Annotated in this window: 15 protein-coding genes; 11 read left to right on the plus strand and 4 right to left on the minus strand. The window is 41.5% G+C overall.

Annotated elements, in window-relative coordinates:
- The first annotated feature begins 2 nt into the window (after nucleotides 1-2).
- The 8 genes from LBYS_RS09395 to LBYS_RS09430 all read left to right on the plus strand — a co-directional run bounded on the left by LBYS_RS09395 (nucleotide 3) and on the right by LBYS_RS09430 (nucleotide 8,922).
- Nucleotides 3-668, plus strand: coding sequence for a rhomboid family intramembrane serine protease (locus tag LBYS_RS09395; RefSeq protein WP_013408642.1), 666 nt, complete (start codon nucleotides 3-5; stop codon nucleotides 666-668).
- A gap of 35 nt (nucleotides 669-703) precedes the next feature.
- Nucleotides 704-1,606, plus strand: a complete 903-nt coding sequence (locus tag LBYS_RS09400) for a rhomboid family intramembrane serine protease (protein ID WP_013408643.1) — start codon at nucleotides 704-706, stop codon at nucleotides 1,604-1,606.
- A gap of 6 nt (nucleotides 1,607-1,612) precedes the next feature.
- On the plus strand, nucleotides 1,613-3,532 hold the full coding sequence (dxs, locus tag LBYS_RS09405; protein ID WP_013408644.1) for a 1-deoxy-D-xylulose-5-phosphate synthase: 1,920 nt from the start codon (nucleotides 1,613-1,615) through the stop codon (nucleotides 3,530-3,532).
- Nucleotides 3,529-4,332, plus strand: a complete 804-nt coding sequence (locus LBYS_RS09410; protein WP_013408645.1) for an AAA family ATPase — start codon at nucleotides 3,529-3,531, stop codon at nucleotides 4,330-4,332. Before dxs ends, LBYS_RS09410 begins: the two co-directional genes overlap by 4 nt.
- A gap of 31 nt (nucleotides 4,333-4,363) precedes the next feature.
- Complete coding sequence (locus tag LBYS_RS09415; protein WP_013408646.1) at nucleotides 4,364-5,641, plus strand: Gfo/Idh/MocA family protein; 1,278 nt, start codon at nucleotides 4,364-4,366, stop codon at nucleotides 5,639-5,641.
- The gene (locus LBYS_RS09420; protein ID WP_013408647.1) at nucleotides 5,638-7,299 is read left to right on the plus strand and encodes an N-acyl-D-amino-acid deacylase family protein; all 1,662 of its coding nucleotides are present in this window, start codon (nucleotides 5,638-5,640) and stop codon (nucleotides 7,297-7,299) included. The genes LBYS_RS09415 and LBYS_RS09420 overlap by 4 nt, the downstream gene beginning before the upstream one ends.
- A 121-nt stretch (nucleotides 7,300-7,420) precedes the next feature.
- On the plus strand, nucleotides 7,421-7,627 hold the full coding sequence (locus LBYS_RS09425) for a hypothetical protein (protein ID WP_013408218.1): 207 nt from the start codon (nucleotides 7,421-7,423) through the stop codon (nucleotides 7,625-7,627).
- Nucleotides 7,627-8,922, plus strand: coding sequence for an IS701 family transposase (locus LBYS_RS09430; RefSeq protein ID WP_229310479.1), 1,296 nt, complete (start codon nucleotides 7,627-7,629; stop codon nucleotides 8,920-8,922). Before LBYS_RS09425 ends, LBYS_RS09430 begins: the two co-directional genes overlap by 1 nt.
- 167 nt (nucleotides 8,923-9,089) lie before the next feature.
- Here LBYS_RS09430 and rny read toward each other — a convergent pair whose 3' ends face one another.
- The 4 genes from rny to pheT form a co-directional block, all read right to left on the minus strand.
- Nucleotides 9,090-10,655 (minus strand): ribonuclease Y, encoded by a 1,566-nt coding sequence (gene rny, locus LBYS_RS09435; protein WP_013408649.1) that lies wholly within the window; start codon nucleotides 10,653-10,655, stop codon nucleotides 9,090-9,092.
- Between the two features lie 81 nt (nucleotides 10,656-10,736).
- A complete protein-coding gene (zapA, locus tag LBYS_RS09440) occupies nucleotides 10,737-11,018 on the minus strand; it encodes a cell division protein ZapA (protein ID WP_013408650.1) in 282 nt (93 codons plus the stop codon).
- On the minus strand, nucleotides 11,011-11,406 hold the full coding sequence (locus LBYS_RS09445; protein WP_013408651.1) for a hypothetical protein: 396 nt from the start codon (nucleotides 11,404-11,406) through the stop codon (nucleotides 11,011-11,013). Before LBYS_RS09445 ends, zapA begins: the two co-directional genes overlap by 8 nt.
- Nucleotides 11,406-13,808 carry a phenylalanine--tRNA ligase subunit beta gene (gene pheT, locus LBYS_RS09450; RefSeq protein WP_013408652.1) on the minus strand — a complete coding sequence of 801 codons (2,403 nt, stop codon included), beginning with the start codon at nucleotides 13,806-13,808 and terminating at the stop codon, nucleotides 11,406-11,408. The genes LBYS_RS09445 and pheT overlap by 1 nt, the downstream gene beginning before the upstream one ends.
- A 252-nt stretch (nucleotides 13,809-14,060) precedes the next feature.
- On the opposite strand from pheT, the gene LBYS_RS09455 reads away from it, so the two are divergent.
- The 3 genes from LBYS_RS09455 (at nucleotide 14,061) to LBYS_RS09465 (ending at nucleotide 18,522) form a co-directional block, all read left to right on the plus strand.
- Nucleotides 14,061-14,411, plus strand: a complete 351-nt coding sequence (locus LBYS_RS09455) for a BlaI/MecI/CopY family transcriptional regulator (protein ID WP_013408653.1) — start codon at nucleotides 14,061-14,063, stop codon at nucleotides 14,409-14,411.
- Nucleotides 14,408-15,643 (plus strand): M56 family metallopeptidase, encoded by a 1,236-nt coding sequence (locus LBYS_RS09460; RefSeq protein ID WP_013408654.1) that lies wholly within the window; start codon nucleotides 14,408-14,410, stop codon nucleotides 15,641-15,643. Before LBYS_RS09455 ends, LBYS_RS09460 begins: the two co-directional genes overlap by 4 nt.
- A gap of 74 nt (nucleotides 15,644-15,717) precedes the next feature.
- Nucleotides 15,718-18,522 (plus strand): alpha/beta hydrolase family protein, encoded by a 2,805-nt coding sequence (locus LBYS_RS09465; protein ID WP_013408655.1) that lies wholly within the window; start codon nucleotides 15,718-15,720, stop codon nucleotides 18,520-18,522.
- Nucleotides 18,523-18,607 lie beyond the last annotated feature (85 nt).

Below are 18,607 nucleotides of genomic sequence, written 5' to 3' on the forward strand. Positions count from 1 at the left end.
TTATGTTTTCAAACCTTACGCCTACGGTAAAAAATCTGCTAATAGCTAATGTGCTCATCCACCTTCTGGCTAATTTCTCGCCAAATGATGTGATCAGACAGCTATTTTCCATGTACAATCCTGTACTTCCCGGAACACCGGATCTCTGGAATCCCAATTTCAAGCCGTGGCAGATTGTAACCTATATGTTCTTACACAGTAGAGATACCTTTATGCATTTGTTCTCAAACATGTTTGCTTTGCTCATCTTCGGACCGGCAATTGAGATGTATATGGGATCAAAGAAGTTCTTGAAATACTATTTGATTTGTGGTATAGGCGCAGCTCTTTTCAATATGGCCATTGATTACTATACCTTTTTCCAGTATCCTATTTCAGATGCCACACAGAGATTTTTGTCGATCAAATCCATGCTAGGAGCTTCTGGAGCTATATTTGGAATCCTGGTAGCCTTTGCCATGATCTTCCCGAATATTGAAATGATGTTACTCTTCTTGCCTGTTCCCATTAAAGCCAAATATTTTGTGGCCATGTATGCTATTTTCGAGATCGTTCAGGGATTCCAAAGAACAGGAAGCGGAATAGCGCATTGGGCTCACATAGGAGGACTAATTACGGGTTTTATATTATTACAATTTTTTCACTTCAAAAAACGAAACTTTTACTAAATTCGTAGTACTTTTCGATAAGTATCTTAAAATAAATGGGCAAAGTCTTCACTGACATAGCGGAAGTATTCAAAAGGAACAGCAATCAAGCTACGCAGTTGATCATGATCAACCTGATCGTGTTCTTTGGCTTTACCCTTATACGTTTTACCCTAAGCTTGATTCCTGAATCTGTGGTAAGCCCTTTAAGTTTTGACCAAAACACGCTTACCAGCAGCAATATAATACAGGTAGTTACTCATCCTTGGACACTTCTTTTTCATCCCTTCACTCAGAGAGGATTGTTTTCTATGATCTTTGATGTGATGATGATCTACTGGTTTGGAAATATGCTAGCAGACTTTATTGGGGGTAGAAAAATGTTGATGACCTATCTGGCGGGGTCCTACTTTGCAGTAGCTTTTTACCTCATAGTTTGGAGTGTTTTTAGTTTACTAAACAAAGAACTTACCTACTCCGGCTTTCTGTACGGGGCCTCACCGGGAGGATTCGCCTTAATGTATGCCTATGTGGCTCTTAATCCCGAGAGTGAAATGTTATTTTTTGGGATAAGGATCAAAACCAGATTACTCGTTTTAGCGTTCTTAGTATTATCTATCTTTAGAAACCCTCCTTTGGGTATTCTGGACTTAGGAGGAGCTGTTTTTGGTTATGTCCAAATGAAGTTACTGAGAACGGGTATTAACCTCACCTATGGCATGGAGAAGGTATCAATTTGGATTACGGAAGTATTGCAACCGCGCAAACGCTCCATTTTCCAAAAGTACCCCCCAAACAAGAGTTCAGAAAGAGGCAAAGTAATCCAGTTCAATAGGGAGTTACCTCCTACGGAAGAAGAGATAGATTATCTTTTAGACAAGATTAACAAAGGCGGATATTCCAGCCTTAGTAATGAAGAAAAAAATAGACTGCACAAAGCCAGTCAGAGTGCAGATTAATAGAGCATGATAGCAAATCAAGGTGAACTTTTAAAGCAGGTTAACAGTCCTGAAGACCTGAAAAAACTAAGTCCTGAACAGTTGCCCCAATTTTGCCAGGAATTGAGACAATTCATTATTGATCTCGTCTCCGTAAACGGGGGGCATTTCGGCGCAAGTTTAGGCGTAGTGGAATTAACTACTGCCCTGCACTATGTGTTCAATACGCCATATGACCAGTTGATTTGGGATGTAGGACATCAAGCCTACGGTCACAAGATTATCACAGGTAGAAAGGATGTTTTCTATACAAATCGTATGTATGGAGGCATTTCCGGATTCCCTAAGATAAAGGAAAGCGAGTATGACGCCTTCGGAGTAGGACACTCCTCTACCTCCATTTCTGCCGCTTTAGGTATGGCCATGGGCTCCCGCCATAAAGGAATAAAAGATAAACACCATATTGCTGTCATTGGAGATGGGGCACTCACTGCCGGTTTAGCTTTCGAAGGCATGAACCACGCGGGCATGGAGAAAGATGCTAACTTACTTATCATATTGAATGATAACTGTATGGCTATCGACCCCAATGTAGGTGCCCTTAAAGAATATCTGACAGATATCACCACTTCTAAGACATACAATAAAGTCAAAGATGAAGTATGGAACTTATTGGGCAAATTCAGCAGCTTCGGTAAAAGTACAAGAGAGATAGTGGCGAAGGTAGAAAATGCCATAAAAGGCACACTCCTTAGCCAGAGCAATATTTTCGAAGCGCTGAATCTTAGATATTTCGGTCCTATTGACGGTCATGATATTGATCATTTGGTTTCGGTACTAAATGATCTTAAAGACATTCCGGGACCAAAGATCCTACACTGTATCACCGTAAAAGGGAAAGGGTATAAACCCGCCGAACAAGACCAAACCAAATGGCATGCACCTGGTCTTTTCGACAAGGTTACCGGAGAAATCAAGAAAAAGGTATACACCGTTCCTATGCCTCCTAAATTCCAGGATGTATTTGGACATACTATTGTAGAACTGGCAGAGCAAAATCCCAAGATCGTAGGTATAACCCCTGCTATGCCATCCGGCTCTTCACTGAACATCATGATGAAAGCCATGCCTGACAGAGCTTTTGATGTAGGTATTGCGGAACAACACGCCGTAACTCTTTCTGCAGGAATGGCCACTCAGGGACTAACCGTCTTCTGTAACATCTACAGCTCCTTTATGCAAAGGGCTTATGACCAGGTTATACATGATGTTTGTATACAGCAATTACCCGTGATTTTCTGCTTAGATCGTGCCGGCTTTGCAGGTGCTGATGGCCCTACTCACCACGGTGCTTATGACATAGCATACATGCGTTGCATCCCGAACATGGTGGTCGCCTCCCCTATGAATGAAGAGGAGTTGAGAAATCTCATGTTCCTAGCTCAATCTGATGAGTTCCAAAGCGGACATCAAGCTATCACCCTTCGTTACCCTCGCGGAGAAGGAGTTATGCCAGATTGGAAAAAACCTTTTTCTGCCATTCAGGTAGGCAAAGGCAGAAAACTGAAAGACGGAGAAGACATTGCTATCTTGAGCTTTGGTCCTATAGGAAATGAGGCCAGCAAAGCCATTCAAAATTCTCCTTATAGCATTGCTCATTATGATATGCGTTTTGCTAAACCTCTGGATGAGGAACTTTTACATGAAGTGTTCCAAAAGTTTGACAGAGTTATTACGGTAGAAGACGGCTGCCTAATGGGAGGAATAGGTTCTGCTATTTTAGAATTCATGGTAGAACACGGATACTCAGCAAAAGTTAGAAGATTAGGTATCCCTGATCGCACCGTAGAACATGGAGAACAGTACCAATTGTGGGCTGAATGCGGTTTTGACGCTGCCGGCATAGAACAGACGGTAGCAGAAATGTTGAGCGTAGTTACTGTATGATCTTACAAGGTTTCGGACTAAGGAATGAGCCGGAAGGGAACGAGTTTCCCTTTAATCTCGACTTGGTACGAAATCTCCCCTCTATATCTCTTACCTCCCCTATCACCTTTCTTGTAGGTGAAAATGGCGCAGGGAAATCCACCTTACTGGAAGCCATAGCCTATGCTAGCGGTGTTCCCTCTGTAGGTGAATACAGCCTGGAAGAAGATCCATTAATGGAATCGGCCAGAAAGCTGGGCAAATACCTAAGCTTACGCTACGCTGAACGCTCTCGCTCAGGTTTCTTCGTGAGAGCGGAAGATTTTTTGGGATTTGTGAAGCAACTCCTTAGAAACCTCGCGGAACTTGATGCAGAGATAGAAGATATTCAAGCAAACTGGGCCGGGGGTGACCTGGAAAAAGCTCTTTCTCCCCTTCGCGCCGAAAAAAAAGCCTACATAGATAAGTATACAGAGAACCTGAACGGAATGTCTCATGGGGAAGGATTTCTTAAATTCTTTAACCAAAGAATAACAGGTAAAGGCCTATATCTCATTGATGAACCGGAAGCTGCACTGTCTCCGGCTCGACAGTTGAGCCTCATCCTCCTCATTCAAGATGCCGTAAAGAATCATCAGGCGCAATTTATAATAGCCACGCATTCTCCCATTATCATGGCGCTGCCTATGGCTGACATCTTATTGATTGAAGAAGGTCAGATCCAAAAGGTAAGTTATAGAGAAACTCCTCACTATCAATTGACCCATTCCTTCCTCCAGGATCCGCACAGATTCCTGCATGCCTTGGAAAATTCACAATAAAGAAATAACTTGCTAGTATACTCTACTAGCTATGAACAGGTCTGAATTCATCAAGACATTAGCGGCCGGAGCACTGATCTCCCGCCCTTTCCTTGTACATGCCCATAAAACAACTTATACACTAGCACTGATAGGTAGCGGTTGGTGGGGTACAAATATACTCCGGGAAGCACTCAAACATGGGGGGTGCCGACTAGTAGCTCTCTGTGATGTAGATAGAAATCAAGTCCAAAAATGCTATGAGGAAGTGAGGAAAATCAGCTCATTTAACCCCAAAATCTATACGGACTACGAAGAGCTCTTACAAAAGGAAAAACCGGACATCGTAATCAATGCCACTCCGGACCATTGGCACGCGCTTATAGCCATTGCTGCTCTAAAGTCAGGTTCCCATCTGTATTTAGAAAAACCTATTGGCCATACCATAGCGGAAGGACAAGCCATCTGCAAGGCAGTGGCAGATAGCGGCAAGGTCTGTACCGTAGGCTTCCACCGAAGGTTTTCTCCCCATAATGTCAGCGGGATGAACTTTTTGAAATCCGGAAAAGTAGGAGTGATCAAAGAAGTTAGGGCCTTTGTGCATTATAATTACTGGCCTGGAAATCCTAGCCCTGAGCAAGCCATACCAGAAGGATTAGACTGGGACAAATGGTGTGGTCCTGCTCCATTGGTACCCTATATGAAGAGTATTCATCCTAGAGGGTGGCGACAAAGAATGGAGTTTGCGAATGGGCAACTGGGCGACTGGGGGCCGCATTGGTTTGACCAGATCCTGTGGTGGACAGAGGAGATTGGACCCAAATCTATACATAGCCTAGCTAGCAAAAAGATAAAGAATGATGACCAGAATTCTCCGGAATCTCAAGTGGTCTTGTACGAATTTGAAGAGTTCAACTGCATCTGGGAACACTCTAACCTGAATGGTAGAGGCCAAAGCAAAACCGAGAATGTGGGAGTCTATTTCCATGGTACAGAAGGCACCTTTCATATGGGATGGATGAACGGCTGGACCTTCTACCCTAAGGACAGCAAATCAACGGTCATCCACGAGGATGCCCAACTAAATCAGCCGGATAGCCAAAACATAGATTTGGTCTGGAATGATTTTATGCAAAGTATCGAAAACAAAAAGACCCCATTTGCTGACATCATCAAAGGACATAGAGCCACGAACATGAGTCTTTTGGGGGTAGCAGCCCTAAATGCCGGGAAAACGCTACATTGGGACCCCGTAAAAGAAACCTTGGGTTCAACAGATGATAAATTATTAAGAAGAGATTATAGAAAAGGATATACTTTCCCTAAATGAAAATAAAACTATTACTGCTGCTGTTCCTTGTGGGCTGCAAAGACAAACTACATTATGATGTTATTATCCACAATGGCCTAATTCATGACGGAACAGGGAATACCCCTTATGTAGGTGATGTGGCTATTCAAGGGGAAGAGATCGTTTACGTGGGTCCTGTTCTCAAAGGCGCTACCGCAGACCAGCTCATAGACGCCAAAGGAAAGATCGTAAGTCCGGGTTTTGTGAACATGCTAAGTTGGGCAAACGAAAGCCTTCTTCAGGATGGGAGATCTCTAAGTGGGTTAAAGCAAGGGGTTACTTTAGAAATCATGGGCGAAGGTTCTTCCATGGGGCCTTTGAATACAGAGCTTACCCATTATATGGAAAAAACGCAGGGAGATATAAAGTACACCGTTTCCTGGAAGACTCTGGGAGAATATCTTAACCATTTAGAGCAAAAAGGAATAGCTACAAACGTTGCATCCTTCGTAGGAGCTGAGACCGTACGCATCTGTGTTATGGGCTTTGAAAACAGGAAGGCTACAAAGGAAGAATTGCAACAAATGAAAGCACTGGTGGCAGAGGCTATGAAAGAAGGAGCTATGGGCCTAGGTACCTCTCTGATTTATGCTCCTGGCTCTTATGCTGACACAGAAGAGCTAATAGATTTAGCACGAACGGCGGGAGAATATGGAGGTATGTATATCAGTCATCTGCGCTCTGAGGGGAATGCCATAGATGCGGCTTTAAATGAGCTGATCACCATTAGTAAAGAAGCCAAAATTCCTGCAGAAATCTACCATTTGAAACTTGCTGGAAAGGACAATTGGCCTAAGATCTCCTCCGTCCTATACAAAATAGATAGTGCTAGAGCCAAAGGCTTATCCATTACGGCCAATATGTACAATTATACTGCCGGAGCTACGGGCTTAGATGCCGCTATGCCTACATGGGTACAAGAAGGAGGACTTGATGAGTGGAGGAAACGTTTACAAGATCCTGCGATCCGTAAAAAGGTGGGCAATGAAATGCAGATCAAACAAAAAAGTTGGGAGAACCTTTGCCTTGCCGCAGGACCTGATCAAACCTTATTGATAGGATTCAAACAGGATAGCCTGAAGAAATATACGGGTAAAACTCTGAGTGAAGTGGCACAATTAAGAGGAAAGACATGGTATGAAACGGCCATGGATCTAGTGGTTCAAGATGACTCCAGAGTTGGAGTAGTATACTTCCTAATGTCAGAAGAGAATTTGAAAAAACAAATGCAATTGCCCTATATGACTTTTGGCTCGGATGCCTCATCCTTAGCACCAGAGGGAGTATTCTTAAAGTCCAATGTGCATCCTCGAGCATACGGAAATTTCAATCGGCTATTATCAAAATATGTCAGGGATGAAAAAGTGCTCTCTTTGCCGAATGCGATTCACAAATTGACATTCCTACCATGCCAGCGCTTGAAGATCAAAGATCGCGGATTACTTAAAGAAGGTTATAAGGCAGATGTGGTGGTTTTTACTTTAGAAGACCTGAAAGAAAACAGCACTTATGCAGACCCTCATCACCTATCTGAAGGCGTAGAGCATGTGTGGGTGAATGGTCAGCAGGTTTTAAAGAACGGTGAGTTTACCGGAATTTATAGCGGACAGTTTGTAAAAGGTCCGGGCAAAAAATAAGCGCTCCTTTCGGAGCGCTTTTCTTGAGTTTGGTTATTTACTAGATATTAAAAAAAAAGTGCGTCAGATTTTGATTTGTCGCATTTTTTTGTGAGATTTATATCTAGTTACACGACTAGACATGGGATATCCGACGAAAATTCAATTAATTAAGAGAGCCAAGAGTGAGCAGTGGTACGTAAATTTTCCTGCTGCTGTTGCGCAAGCCATAGAGTTCCAGCAAGGAGAAGTGGTGGAATGGGTGATTGACGATCATCAACGTTTGGTTCTACAGCGTAGTGACGACTCTGTAAAAGAGCTTAAAAAAAAACTCCCAAGGAAGGTCTAATTTGTTCTTTTCGGGAATTATTTGAAAAGTGCTTACCAGCGTTTAATCAACTTAGAACCTTTGAGCGAGCTCGGACTCTTGCTTTAGGTGTTTTATCGTGTGTTGGCCGATGTACTATTACGGGAATGGTAACGGCCAGTGGTGCTCAGTTCTTGGACTGGTCGGCTACCTATCGCCTTTTTAAGGGCAGCCGAATGAATATGAGCAAGATATTTGGCTGTATACGCAAAGAAGTAGTACTTACTAACGGTTGGGAGCATCCTTATATTTATGCTCATATGGACGATACATTACTACGTAAACGAGGAAAGAAAATCTTCGGAACGGGTTGGATGCGTGATCCACTTGGTCCGCCATTTAGCAGTAATTTTGTGTGGGGGCAGCGTTTTATTCAAGTGTCTTTATCGCTACTAGAAAAGGGAGTGTTTGGGCCTTCTCGAGCAATTCCTGTTGACTTTACCCATTGTCCACCAGTAAAAAAGCCTACTAAAGGCGCTGACGAGCAAACCACAGCTACTTTTTTGCAACAACACAAGAAAGAGAAGATGAGTGCAGTAGGTCTGCAGCGTATCCTCTCTCTGAGAGAAGATTTAAATGCGGACGGTTTTTCTAATAAGAAAGTGGTGTTAAGTGTTGATGGTAGTTACACCAACGAAACGGTAATAAAAAAGCTGCCAGCCGGAGTGGAATTAATAGGGAGAATAAGAAAAGATGCAAAGCTATTTTCTCCTGCCGAAGTAAAAATAAATCAAAGGGGAAGAAAACCTTATTTTGGAAGAGAGTTACCTACACCAGAACAAATACGGCAAAGTCCAGAAATACCATACCAAAAGATAGAAGCATGGGCAGCAGGTAAAAAACGAGTCTTTGAGGTGAAAACACTAAAAAATGTTAGGTGGAGGAAATCCGGGGAGCGAAACCTGATGCTAGTCATTATTCGTCCAGTTAGTTACCGACTTACAAAAAGCTCCAAATTACTTTACCGAAACCCTGCCTATCTAATTTCTACCTCCCAGCATATAGATATCCAATTACTTGTACAGGCTTATATTAGAAGGTGGGAAATAGAGGTAGGCTTTCGTGATCAAAAAACATTGATCGGCTGCGGACAGGCACAAGTGCGTGAGAAAACAGCTGTCGAGAAAGTGCCCCAATTTATATCAGCATGTTACGCAATGATCTTACTGGCAGCTCACAAATCAAACGAAAAAAATCGCAGCAACTTCCAGGAACTAAATGGTACAAAAACGCAAAAAGAAAAAGAATTACCACAGGAGATTTACTCAATCGTGTGAGAATGGAAAACTGGCTTGAAAGTGTACAAATTAATTTAACCGACTTCGCAAAACTCCAACAAAAAATGGCAAAGTTGGGTAAAATCAACAATCCAGCAATCGAAGCTATATTTTACAACAGAAATTAGCCAAAGAGGAGATAAGCGCTCCTTTCGGAGCGCTTTTGATTATTTCGCGAAGTTCACACTTCTCATCTCCCTTATGACGCAAACCTTGATTTGACCGGGATACTGCATTTCTTTCTCTATCTTTTGAGAGATATTAAAGGACATCATGTTTGCCTCCTCATCAGATACGTTTTCAGAATCTACTATGACTCTCAATTCCCTACCTGCCTGGATAGCGTAACATTTCTCAACGCCTTTAAAGGAGAGGGCCAGATCTTCAAGATCTCTTAATCTCCTGGCGTAAGATTCCATCATTTCCCTTCTGGCACCTGGTCTAGAGCCTGAGATGGCATCACAAACCTGAACAATAGGAGAAATCAAGGAAGTCATTTCTATCTCATCATGGTGAGCTCCGATAGCATTACATACTTCCGGATTCTCTTTGTATTTCTTAGCCAATTCCATACCTAGTAAAGCGTGAGGAAGATCTGACTCTTCATTATTCACTTTACCGATATCATGCAATAGACCCGCACGTTTAGCCAACTTCACGTTTAAGCCCATTTCTGAAGCCATGGCCGCACAAAGTTTAGCCACCTCTCTGGAGTGCTGAAGAAGGTTTTGTCCATAAGATGAGCGGAAACGCATTCTACCCACCATCTTGATCAATTCCGGATGTAAGCCATGAATACCTAGGTCTATTACGGTTCTTTCTCCGATCTCTATGATCTCATTATCGATGTCCTTACGGGTTTTGTTCACCACTTCTTCAATTCTAGCCGGGTGAATCCTACCGTCTTGAACCAAACGGTGCATAGATAAACGAGCCACTTCCCTTCTTACAGGATCAAAACTGGAAATTACTATAGCTTCAGGAGTATCATCAACGATCACTTCTACACCGGTAGCAGCTTCTAAAGCCCTGATGTTTCTACCTTCTCTACCGATGATCTTTCCTTTGATTTCATCGCTCTCGATGTTAAATACAGATACGCAGTTTTCTATGGCTTGCTCTGCTGCAGTACGCTGTATGGTCTCAATAACGATCTTTTTGGCTTCTTTCGTTGCAGATAGTTTAGCCTCTTCAATGGTTTGCTTGATATAGCTTGAGGCCTTGGTTTCAGCCTCTTGTTTTAAGGCTTCTACTAGTTCTTTTTTAGCCTGCTCTGCGGTGAGATTAGCGATCTTCTCTAACTGGATCACTTGTTGCTGATGCAACTTATCTGCCTCTTCCTGTTTACGGATGGCGGCTTCTATTTGTTCATTCAGCTTAGTGGATTTAAGGTTTAGTTCGTTTTCTAAACGCTTGTTTTGTTCGATTTGCTGAGCTACTTGGTTTTGCATCTGCTTAACCCTCTGCTCGTTCTGTAAGATCTGGCTCTTTCTTTGATTACTTTCTTCATCAAATGAAGCCTTCAATTTTAAAAAGTGCTCTTTTGCTTCCAGCATCTTGTCTTTTTTGATGCTTTCTGCGGAATGTGTAGCATTTCTAAGGATTTCTTCACTTTTTTTCTTCGCTTCCTCCTCGTAGTTGGCCACATTCTTCTTCATGAGACTGTTGCCAAGGAAATATCCTATGGCTGCCCCTACAAGCAAGGTTATGCCTGCAATTAAATAAACGTCCATTATCTAGTTCAATTAATGATGTTAAAATGAAACCACTGTTTCATCTGATATCAAAAAAAGAAGACGTTAGATGAGAGAAAATCAATCGGCCCAGCTGTCTCGGATCAGATCTAAACGCTGATCTACTTCATTTTTTAGTTTTCCATAGCGGTCATTGACCTTAAGCGCATCTACAAGTGCCTCCACAGCCAGCGCAGTCAAAAGCTGATTTAGGTTTGCCGTTGCAGCATACTTATTCTTTAAAACAGCCAAACGGTCATTCAATATATCACGTGCATGTACGTAAAGCGCTTCCTCGTCTTTAGGTACGAGAAAAGGAATCTTTTCACCACTTAGATTGAAAACTACCTTTTCTTTATTCACGATCCATGGACAATTGATTAATACAAATATCTATTTCTTCAATCAGCGTACTCAAAAACTCCTTAAGGTTGACATTTTCCGCTGACCCTTTTTCTTCAATATCGGTTACAATTTTACTAAAATTATTTCGTATTTTAAAGTTTTCGGAAACTAAAATACTTTGCTCGTTAAAGCGTGCTTCCTGCGCAGATAATTGTTCTCTTAGGCGCTTATTACTGAGTTTCAGACGCTCTATCTCAGCTTGGGATTGAGCTAAATCATAGTTCAATCCCTCAATAATGGCCTTCTGACTTCTCAACTGACTTTTTAAGAGCAAGAACTGCCCCTGTACTTCCTCAAACTTAGAAAGTAGATAACCGTTCTCTCTTAAAAACTCTTCTTCTTGCATTATTTTCTAATGATTGCTCCTACTTCTCTTTCAAAAGCACCCATCAAACGCTGCATAGTCTTATCAATCTGCTGATCCGTCAAGGTCTTCTCCTGATCTTGCAATATGAAGCTTACCGAGTAGGATTTTTGGTTTTCAGCCAACTTATCCCCCTTGTAAACATCAAACACATTCACCTGTTTCAGGAGTTTTTTCTCCGTTTGATAAGCAATCTTCTGTATCTTATTGAAGCTAACTTCTTCATCCAATACCAATGACAAGTCTCTTCTCACTTCAGGGAACTTAGAGATCTCCTTAAAGACAAAATCAGTGGAATACTGCTGCATCAAATACTCCCAATCAAATTCTGCATAATAAGCCTCTTGTTTCAAATCAGCCTTTTTCAGCAGGTCAGCTTTTACCTTTCCAAAGCTAACTAAAACCTTACCATTCACCGTATAATCCAGACCGTAGGCAAAAGTTGGTGAAGCAGTTTCCTGGCCCTCAAACTGACGAACTTTCATCCACTTTAATACTTGCTGAACCGCCTGGTGTAAATGTCTGTAAGCTGTATTATCCCCCTTCAAAGCCCAAGATTCCGCTGAAGTCTTACCTGTTAGTAAAAGACTTAACATCTTCTTCTCTTTGACCTTTCCTTGGGTATTACGTTTGTATACTCTTCCAAATTCAAAGACCTTGAGATCCCTATTTCTACGATTGATATTATACACAGCAGTGTTCAAAGCAGAGAACAATAAGGATTGACGCATTTCCGACAATTCCTCACTCAAAGGGTTTAAAAGCTTAACACTGCTTTCAGGATCTCCTGTCCAGGCATTTTCCTTCGGATTTACAATAGACAAGCATTGGATCTCATTGAAACCCATCGCTGCTAAAGTGGCCGTCAAACTGATTCTCAAGCCCTCTTCTTCTTTAACAGGAAAATCTGATAGATAGCTGGCACTTAGATGATCTGAAAGTTCCACATTATCAAAACCGTAGATTCTTAATACTTCCTCTACGATATCCGCCTCTCTGTTCACATCTACACGGTATGGAGGTACAGAAACAGCTAGCACACCTTCGCCCTTGTCTTGCACGCCAATATCCAACCTTTCCAGTATCTCTTTGATCTTGCCTATGCCTAAGGCCTTCCCTATCAAACGATCAATGTTCCTTACCTTAACATCAAATTCGAAATTTGAGATGGGTGTAGGATAATTATCGAAGGATTTGGACACTATCTGTCCGCCGGCCAACTCTTGAACTAACAGTGCTGCTAATTTGATGGCATACGGAGGCATATTCGGATCAGTCCCTCTCTCATAACGGAAAGATGCATCTGTTTTTAAACCAAAATAGGATGCCGTACTACGTATATGGGCAGGATCAAAATAAGCCACCTCTAAGAAAATGTGCTTAGTTTCAGCCTTCACTCCTGATTTCTGTCCACCAAATACACCGGCTATGGCCATGGGACCTTCCGCATCACAGATAGCGAGGTCTTGTCCACGGAACTTACGGGATACTCCATCAAGGGTGATGATTTCAGTACCTGCTTCCGGCTTTCTAACCACTACCTTCCCTCCTCTGATCTCATCTGCATCAAAGATGTGCATAGGTTGTCCTAAGAAATGACAGATGTAATTAGAGATATCTACGATATTATTGATCGGGTTCAAACCTACGGCTCTCAAGAATTCCTGAAGCCATTCCGGACTTTCCTTCACGCTTACACCCTGAATCTCTAATCCACAGAAACGCGGACAAGCTTCAGTAGCTATCACTTCCAAGTCTATCTTCGGCTCTGCTGACCCTAATGAAAATCCACTTACATCCGGCAATTGTAGGTCTAATCCGGTCACCGCTTTTATATCTCTGGCTACCCCAAAATGAGAAGCCGCATCCGCACGGTTAGGTGTCAAACCTATTTCAATGACATGATCACCCTCCTTCTTGAAATATTGGGCTACAGGAGTACCAGGAGCTAAATCTGTATCTAAAATCAATAGACCATCATGAGACTTACCTAATCCAATCTCATCTTCTGCACATAGCATCCCGTTTGATGAAGCGCCTCTGATCTTCGATTTCTTTATAGTAAACGGCTCTCCTTCTGTAGGATACAAGGTTACTCCTACCGGCGCTACAATCACCTTTTGACCTTCAGCTACATTAGGCGCACCACAAACGATGTCCAGAATCTCTTCTCCACCTACATCTACGCGCGTCAACTTTAATTTATCAGCATCTGGATGCTTTTCACACGACAAAACCTTGCCTATCACCAGCCCATCCAGTGTGCCTTTTATCTCTTCTATTCCTTCCACTTCCAGCCCGGTAGAAGTCAATAATCTTCCCAACTCCTCAGGAGAATGCTCAAACGATATAAACTTCTTCAGGCTCTTGTACGAAATCTTCATGCTCAACTGTAAAAATTTCACAAAGATACGTCCATAAAGGAAATAAAAGTGCGACTATACCCCTAGATTTTAGGGAAAACCCAAAAAAATTGATGGAAGATTTGGACAGCTACGATATTTTCGTAGATTTACGAAAGTTTAGTAAAATTCCCCAATCAGAAAATGACTTTACTCATAACAAATAGCCTTAACGCGAATTGAATTTTGGAGTAAACCGGTGGAATGAGGGAAAGATTAAATGTAAGTTTTAATATGGAAAAATTAACGATTCAAGAAGAAGAAGCCATGAGGGCCATTTGGAAATTAAATGGGGGCTTTGTAAAGGATATACTGGAGGAATTAAAAGAAGAGGTACCTTATACCACCCTTGCATCTACCGTCAAAAACTTAGAAAAAAAAGGATATGTGACCCATGAAAGATATGCCAATGCGCATAAATATATCCCTTTGATATCCCAACAGGAATACAAGAAAAAGTTCCTAACACATTTTATTGGAGAGTACTTTGGAAATTCCTACAAAGATGTAGTGAGCTTCTTTGCTGAAGAGCAAAAACTAAAACCCGAAGAATTAGAGGAAATCTTAAAAATGATAGAAAAATGAGCATCCTTTTAGAAATCAACCTTTTCCTAAGCTTACTGTATGTAGGATATTTCCTTTTTTTGAGGAATTTGACCTTCTTCTATTGGACCAGATTCTACTTCTTGGGTGGGATGATCTTATCTCTCCTTTGGCCCTTTTTAAAATCAAAAAAAATCGTAGCTCAGAGGTCTGAAGCAGTAAACATTTCAATTCCGGAAATCAGCAGCGGCATACCGTGGGAGACTTACCTATTCTATAGCGTATTGATAATTATTTGTATATTATTCTTGCGGTTAGTATTTAGTTATAAGAGCGTTTATACTATTCATAAGCGCTCTATCACATCACATTTTGATACTTATACCTTTAGAGATAGTAGTAATAAAATCCATCCTTTCTCCTTTTGGAACTGGATATATATACATACTCCAAGCCATAGCCAAAAGGAATTGAGTACTATTTTGAAACATGAAAGCGTACATACTCAGGAACTGCATTCCCTGGATGTACTATTAGCTGAAGTATGCCGGATCATTTGTTGGTATAACCCTCTCGTCAATTACCTTAATCTAAAAGTAAAAGAGAACCTGGAGTTTCTTGTAGATCAAAAAGTGTTGAAGGCTGGTTGGGACAAAATCACCTACCAACATTCTTTAGTAGGCGTTTCTCTGCAACACAGTTCTTTAGAAACGGCCGGAAATGCCTTTGCATTTAAAGCACTGAAACGAAGAATCAAGATGATGAACAAATTACCATCACATAGATTAACCCTCAGCGCCTATCTTCTTATAGTACCCGCCCTTTTACTTAGCATTACCCATATCTCCTGCCAAAAAGAAGAAGACAATATGCCCTTTTTGGCAAAAATGAAAGAAAATACACTGGACATTAAAAAAAGGAGTTTGCCAGACACTGTAGTAGTAGTAGAAGGGATAGAAGTTAAAAGTAAAGAAGTAGTTCTACCGAAGAAGAAAGATGGGATGGCAAAGGTGATCATCCAAGGCGGGCAATTTACTCCTGAAAACGCTCGAAAAGTAGAGGAACCTAAGTCGGGTTTAAGAGGAAACTTGAGCAAGGAGAATTCTCCTCTCATTATAGTGGAAGGTAAAGAGATTGAGAACTTAAATTCTGTGGATCCCGGTGACATCCATAGTATCACCGTTCTAAAGTCCAAAGACCGGACAGAAGAATACGGAGAAAAGGCAGAAAACGGTGTGATTCTGATCACTCTAAAAAAAGGTACTCGACAATAACAGCGCGTTGGTCGAGACATTCAAAGCATAAGTATTTTTTTTCATAACTTCGAACCTTTAAAAAAACGTAGTATATGAAGAGAAGTATTTATGCTTTACTTCTTTTTGGTAGTATAGTTTCCTATGCCCAAAAGAAGCCTCTAGATCACTCCGTATATGATGGATGGCAGTCCATTGGGAATACAGGAGTATCTAAAAAAGGAGACAAAATTTTCTTCCAAGTCACTCCCCAAGAAGGTGACGGAATTTTGTACCTTAAAACCGACAAGAACGAAACCCTGTTCACCCTTCCTAGAGCCAGCAATCCAAAATTCAGCTCAGACGACGCCCATTTAGTTAGCTTAATATCTCCCCTATACGCTGAAACTAGAAAAGCACGTATAGACAAAAAGAAAAGGGAAGATATGCCTAAGGATTCACTTGCCATCTATTCTATCAGTACCAAAAACCTGACAAAGATCCCTCAGGTGAAATCTTATCAATTAGCTGAAGAGGATGGAAAATACTTGGTCTACTTATACGATGAACTTCCGGAGAAAAAGCCAGCTGCTGATACTGCCAAAGCAAAAGGTCCGGCTCCAAGACCAAAGAAGCCATCTACTAACCTTGTAGTATATCATTTGGGAGTAGGTAAGGACACCGTGTTCCAACAAGTAGAATCTTACGATCTGGACAAAAAAGGAAGATCCTTAGTATTCGTCAGAAAACCTCAAGAGAAAGATAGTGTAGGCAAAACCGGTGGGGTTTTCCGTTACGACTTTGCTACTAAAACACTTACTCAAATCACTTCAGGCAAAGGCACATTCAAAGGTTTTACCTTTGATGAAAGTAGTAATAACCTAGCCTATCTAGGAGACTTGTCGCCAGAAAAGGCTCAAATCAAAGATTTCAAAGTTTACCTACATACAGGTAAGGATACTTCTAAAGTATTTGTTTCTGCCAAGACTCCAGGAGTACCTACCAACTGGTATGTGAGCGGAGACGGCAATTTGAAGTTCAGCAAGAATGGCGAAAAGCTTTTCTTAGGTCTGGCTCCAGTTCCAAGAGTGAAAGACACTACTTTAGTAGAGTTCGAACACGCAAAGGTGGATATCTGGCATTGGAAAGACGATTATCTGCAAACACAGCAATTGGTTAACCTTAGAAGAGACCTATCAAAATCTTATCTATCCGTAGTGAATATGAAGTCTCCTGATAAAGTAATAGCTCTAGGAGATGAGAAATTAAGCGATATCAGAAACACGGAAGATGCCAACAACGAATTCGTAGTAGCTACTACTGATTTCGGTAGAAGAATTGAAACGCAATGGCAAACCGGTAGTGTGGTAGATGTTTATCTGGTATCTACAGTTGACGGATCTAGAAAATTAATCGCAGAAAAGGTTAGAGGAATGGTATCCCTCTCTCCAGAAGGAAAGAACGTTATCTGGTATGACAGAAGTAAAGGTCATTACTTCAACTATAATATCGCATCAGGAAAAACAGTTAACCTAACTGAACAATTAGGTGTATCTGTAGCAGATGAAGACAATGATTCTCCGGATGATCCTAACTCGTACGGAATCGCGGGATGGACAACAGGCGATGAAAAAGTATGGATCAATGATAGATACGATATCTGGTCAATCAAAGCTGATGGAACGCAAGCTACAAAGATCACTAACGGCCGTGAACAAAAGATCACTTTCCGTTACGAAGATTGGAAAGAAAGAAAATCTCGCTTCGCTCCTACCGTGATTGATGAAAAATCACCTATGGTCTTGACAGCTTTCAACAACGAAACCAAAGAAGCAGGATTCTATAGCTTAACATTACAAACCGGCAAAAAAGCTCCAAAAGAGCCTTTTAAAGCATTAAGATGGGCGAAAAACTCCTTCAGCAACATCAAAGAAGCTAAAGATGCTAAGGTTTATGTATATGTGAAAGAGCGTTATGAAGAGTCTCCAAACGTGTACCTTTCTAAGGATTTAGTAAATGAAGTTCAGCTATCTGATATCAACCTTCAACAAAAGGATTACAACTGGGGAACGGCAGAACTTTACCACTGGACCACTCCTACCGGTAAAGCGGCTACAGGTGTATTGTATAAACCGGCAGATTTTGATCCAAACAAAACCTACCCTATCATCGCTTACTTCTATGAAAAAGTATCTGATGGACTTTACAAGTACAATGCTCCGGCTCCTACTCCTTCACGTTTGAACATTTCCTTCTTTGTAAGTAATGGCTATGTAGTATTTACTCCGGATATCAGCTATACCATAGGTTATCCAGGTAAATCTGCTGAAGAGTACATCAACTCCGGCATGGCCTCTCTAAAACAAAACAAATGGGCCGGAAAACTTGCTATACAGGGACAAAGCTGGGGCGGTTACCAGGTGGCGCACTTGATTACAGTTACTGATATGTATGATGCGGCATGGGCCGGCGCACCGGTGGTTAACATGACTTCTGCTTACGGGGGAATCCGTTGGGGTACCGGTATGAACCGTCAGTTCCAATATGAAAGAACACAAAGTAGAATAGGTGCTACACTTTGGGAAAAACCTGAACTGTATATAGAGAACTCTCCTCTATTCAGAATGCCTAATGTTAAAACTCCTGTGGTCATCATGCATAACGACCAAGACGGCGCAGTGCCTTGGTACCAAGGTATTGAGATGTTTACGGCTCTTCGCCGTTTGCAAAAACCGGTTTGGATGCTAAACTACAATGGCGATGACCACAACCTGGTTCAGCGTCAAAACAGAAAAGATATACAAAGACGTCAATTGCAATTCTTTGATCACTTCCTAAAAGGAAAACCTGCAGCACCTTGGATTGAGAAAGGTGTTCCGGCTACCCTAAAAGGAATAGATTGGGGATTCGGTGACGAATAAGAATTAAGGGGCTATCAAATGATAGCCCCTTTTTTACACTATAATACTCTGCTATTCATCCCTTAAGTATTTCTAGCATCAGACT

This window comes from Leadbetterella byssophila DSM 17132, assembly GCF_000166395.1.
GTDB classification, from domain to species: domain Bacteria; phylum Bacteroidota; class Bacteroidia; order Cytophagales; family Spirosomataceae; genus Leadbetterella; species Leadbetterella byssophila.

Bases quoted from the DNA above. Each gene is read 5' to 3' on its own strand.
- LBYS_RS09395 (WP_013408642.1), top strand. From the start codon at position 3: ATGTTTTCAAACCTTACGCCTACGGTAAAAAATCTGCTAATAGCTAAT.
- LBYS_RS09400 (WP_013408643.1), top strand. From the start codon at position 704: ATGGGCAAAGTCTTCACTGACATAGCGGAAGTATTCAAAAGGAACAGC.
- dxs (WP_013408644.1), top strand. From the start codon at position 1,613: ATGATAGCAAATCAAGGTGAACTTTTAAAGCAGGTTAACAGTCCTGAA.
- LBYS_RS09410 (WP_013408645.1), top strand. From the start codon at position 3,529: ATGATCTTACAAGGTTTCGGACTAAGGAATGAGCCGGAAGGGAACGAG.
- LBYS_RS09415 (WP_013408646.1), top strand. From the start codon at position 4,364: ATGAACAGGTCTGAATTCATCAAGACATTAGCGGCCGGAGCACTGATC.
- LBYS_RS09420 (WP_013408647.1), top strand. From the start codon at position 5,638: ATGAAAATAAAACTATTACTGCTGCTGTTCCTTGTGGGCTGCAAAGAC.
- LBYS_RS09425 (WP_013408218.1), top strand. From the start codon at position 7,421: ATGGGATATCCGACGAAAATTCAATTAATTAAGAGAGCCAAGAGTGAG.
- rny (WP_013408649.1), bottom strand. From the start codon at position 10,655: ATGGACGTTTATTTAATTGCAGGCATAACCTTGCTTGTAGGGGCAGCC.
- LBYS_RS09445 (WP_013408651.1), bottom strand. From the start codon at position 11,406: ATGCAAGAAGAAGAGTTTTTAAGAGAGAACGGTTATCTACTTTCTAAG.
- pheT (WP_013408652.1), bottom strand. From the start codon at position 13,808: ATGAAGATTTCGTACAAGAGCCTGAAGAAGTTTATATCGTTTGAGCAT.
- LBYS_RS09455 (WP_013408653.1), top strand. From the start codon at position 14,061: ATGGAAAAATTAACGATTCAAGAAGAAGAAGCCATGAGGGCCATTTGG.
- LBYS_RS09460 (WP_013408654.1), top strand. From the start codon at position 14,408: ATGAGCATCCTTTTAGAAATCAACCTTTTCCTAAGCTTACTGTATGTA.
- LBYS_RS09465 (WP_013408655.1), top strand. From the start codon at position 15,718: ATGAAGAGAAGTATTTATGCTTTACTTCTTTTTGGTAGTATAGTTTCC.